Source organism: Testudinibacter crocodili, from assembly GCF_006228025.1.
Classification (GTDB): domain Bacteria; phylum Pseudomonadota; class Gammaproteobacteria; order Enterobacterales; family Pasteurellaceae; genus Chelonobacter.
Genome location: NZ_VDHF01000101.1, coordinates 1 through 3,161, shown reverse-complemented (window position 1 = coordinate 3,161; position 3,161 = coordinate 1). Strand labels below are relative to the sequence as shown.

1 protein-coding gene is annotated in these 3,161 nt (G+C 48.2%); it reads left to right on the top strand.

Translation table 11 applies throughout. From position 1 onward, the window contains the following. Positions 1-41 precede the first annotated feature (41 nt). Positions 42-3,161: ESPR-type extended signal peptide-containing protein (locus FHQ23_RS10560; protein WP_267963693.1), on the top strand; the 3,120-nt coding region annotated here is incomplete at its 3' end.

The following is a 3,161-nucleotide window of genomic DNA, read 5'->3' as shown; positions in this document are numbered from 1 at the left end:
AATGTATACTTATGTATATCATGGTTAGCTAAGGGGTGTTTATGAATAAAATTTACAAAGTTGTTTGGAGCGTTGCAAAACAGGCTTTGGTCGTAGTTTCCGAGTTAGCTTCTCGTCACGGCAAAGTGGCAAGCGAATCCAAAAAAATCTCCCCAGCTAGTCAATCAATAAATTTTTCATTGAGTAAAATCTTTTTAGCACTCTCTGTGGCGTTTGCCGGTGCTTCGGCTTATGCAGCAGACACAGAAGTGGGCGGTGCCTCTAGCCGCTATTATAGCGTGAACTCTACCAAGCAGGCTTCAGGCAGCAACTATAATAATGACGGCGCAAAAGGAACCGATTCGCTGGCAGCAGGTGTAAATGCCCGTGCCGACTCTGCGCAAAGCACGGCGGTGGGTGTGAATGCTCGTGTGATTAATGCCAATACCGCTCTTGATACTTCAAATAGCGTGGCAATTGGGACAAATGCTTTGGTGCAAGGGCAAGCGCTTACTTATGCTAATGTTTCTGCCAAAAACGCGACAGCTATTGGTTTTAACAGCAAAGCCTATTCTGATGATAGTGTTGCTGTCGGCTCGGGGGCAAACGTGAGCAAAGATGCAGGTGGTGTTGCCATCGGTAAAAATGCCACCGTGCAAAATACACGTTATGGAGCAAGCTTCAGTTATATTCCTACCACTAATAAAGTGGCTGGGATTGCAATCGGTGACGGTGCACGAGCTACCGAAAATGCAATTTATATCGGCGGAAATAAAGATACGAGCTATAGCAATAGCCAGCAAAATTTCCGTGCCTCAACTGTCGTCGGCAGCAACTCTTACGGCGGAGGTACCGCGACCACGGTGATCGGTACTGGCTCAGGCATTAAAAATGGATTTGCTACCTATAGTGCGGGCTTTTTCTCTCCTAGTTATTTCTCACAAGGCTTCGGTGCGACGATCAGTGGGGCGTACAATACGATTTCTGCCAATTCGATGCAGCCGGGCAGTACGACAGCTCCTCGCTATTTCGATGGAATGGCAAGCTACAGCGGTGGATTGGCAAACCTTTCCAGCAATAGCAACGGCAGCGTGCAATTGGGCGCAGGCAACACCGTGACCAATAGCTATCTTGAATTAGAACGCCGTTTTGCCAGCGCAGCATTAGAGAGCAATCCGGCAACGGTGTTGCGCAACACGATGGCTGCGGGTGAATTGGCATCGGTTAGCACCATCGGTGGCTCGAACACAGCCGATTACGCCTTGTTCTCCAACCTAACCGGTGTCGGCAACGCCCTTATCGGCAGCGCACCGGAAGCAGGATATGCTTATACAAACCGTGCGGATAACGTTACCGACGGCTATAGCACATTCAGCGCATTTAACTCGCTTACAGGTTACCGCAATACTGGCACCAATGTCGATAATACGGTGATTACAGGCAGCTACAATACTGTGGCTAATGCTAATGAAAACATCGTGATGGGTAACTTTAATGAACTCAAAGGCGCAGATGCGGATAATCTTGCCAAGCGTAATGTGGTGTTGTCGTTCCACGACGGCGACAGCGGGGCGGCAAACTTTAACGGCACAGGCGCAGAGCGTTTCAATCGTGCTCCGAAAGAGGCGTACCTTGGTACTAATCTCAACAATAACTTTATCAGCGGCAGTAATGTCCGAGTGGGCGACGGTGTGGACAACAGCGTGGTGATCGGCACCGCAGCAGAACTGGGTGCCGATGCCGACGACAGCATTGCCATCGGCAGCGGCGCACAGGCTTTGGCAAAATCAGCAATTTCGATTGGTCAGGGCAACTTAGTCAGCGGTGAGGGTTCAAGTGCGGTCGGCGATCCGTCTATCGTAGCCGGTAGCAACAGCTTCTCTGCGGGCAACAACAACGCCATTGGTGCAACCACCGATAATTCATTTATTTTTGGCGGACGCAACAATCTAGGTGGTGAGGCAGTTACCCGTGATGCCAACGGGGTGATTGCCACAGCAGACGGCATTCAGAGTGAAGTGGATGCTTCAAATTCTGCCATTGTTGGTTACGATAACAGCGTACAGCAAAAGAATGTGTTTGTGCTGGGTAATCGGGTGAAAACAACCGTTGAAAATTCCGTGTTCTTGGGGGATTCAACCGCTTATTTGGCGGATGACAACAGCAGAACCAAAGGTATCGACAAGAATTATCAGAGCTATCAATTCAGTGATACTCTCGCATTGAATTTTGCCGGTGGTGATCAAGTTGTTGGTGTTGTCAGTGTTGGCAATGGTACTCAAACCCGCCGTATTCAAAATGTGGCACCGGGCTTAATTTCAGCAAATTCAACTGACGCCATCAACGGTAGCCAGTTATACCAAATTGCGGGACAGTTAACCCATTATTATAGCGTAAATGATAATGGTGTGCAGCAAGGTAATTACAATAATGACGGTGCGAGTGGCGTTAATGCGTTGGCAGCTGGTGTTAATGCGCATGCGCTTGGAAGTAGTACTATAGCGATCGGTAATGGTGCAGGACGTAATACTACCGGTAACAATAATGTCATTATAGGCTTGAATGCAGGTAATGGCAGCAGTGATACCGCTCAATCAACTACTGCGGAAAGCGTTTTGATTGGTAATCGGGTGAATTACGGTTTGTCGGTTAATCGTGCCGTTGCGTTAGGTTCGGGTGCTATGGCATACAATATGTTTGATGTGGCTTTAGGTGCAGGATCGCAGACTGAAAACTTGAACGGTGCAATGCCAATGGCTGTTACTGAAGCGACAGTAAACGGTATGACTTACGATGGTTTCCAAAATGGTATGAGGAATACGGTTTCGGGCACAGTTAGTTTAGGCACTACCGACAGAAACGGTTTGTCAACGACTGTACGCCGTCTGACTAATTTGGCAGCAGGACGCATTTCGGCGACATCAACTGATGCGATCAACGGCAGCCAACTATTTTCGGTCTTAAATGCGCCTGTGTGGAATATTTTCACCAGTGGTAATGGAGATCACGGTGGTTATAACAACATGGTGCCGTTCGAGATTAAGTTTGGCGATACGCTGGAATTAGTCGGTGGAACCGGAATTAATATCGCTCAGGTCGGTGGAAAAATTACCTTCTCGTTGAACAAAAACGATATTAAAGACGATCCAGATTTCAAAGGCCCGAAAGGTGATACCGGTGCT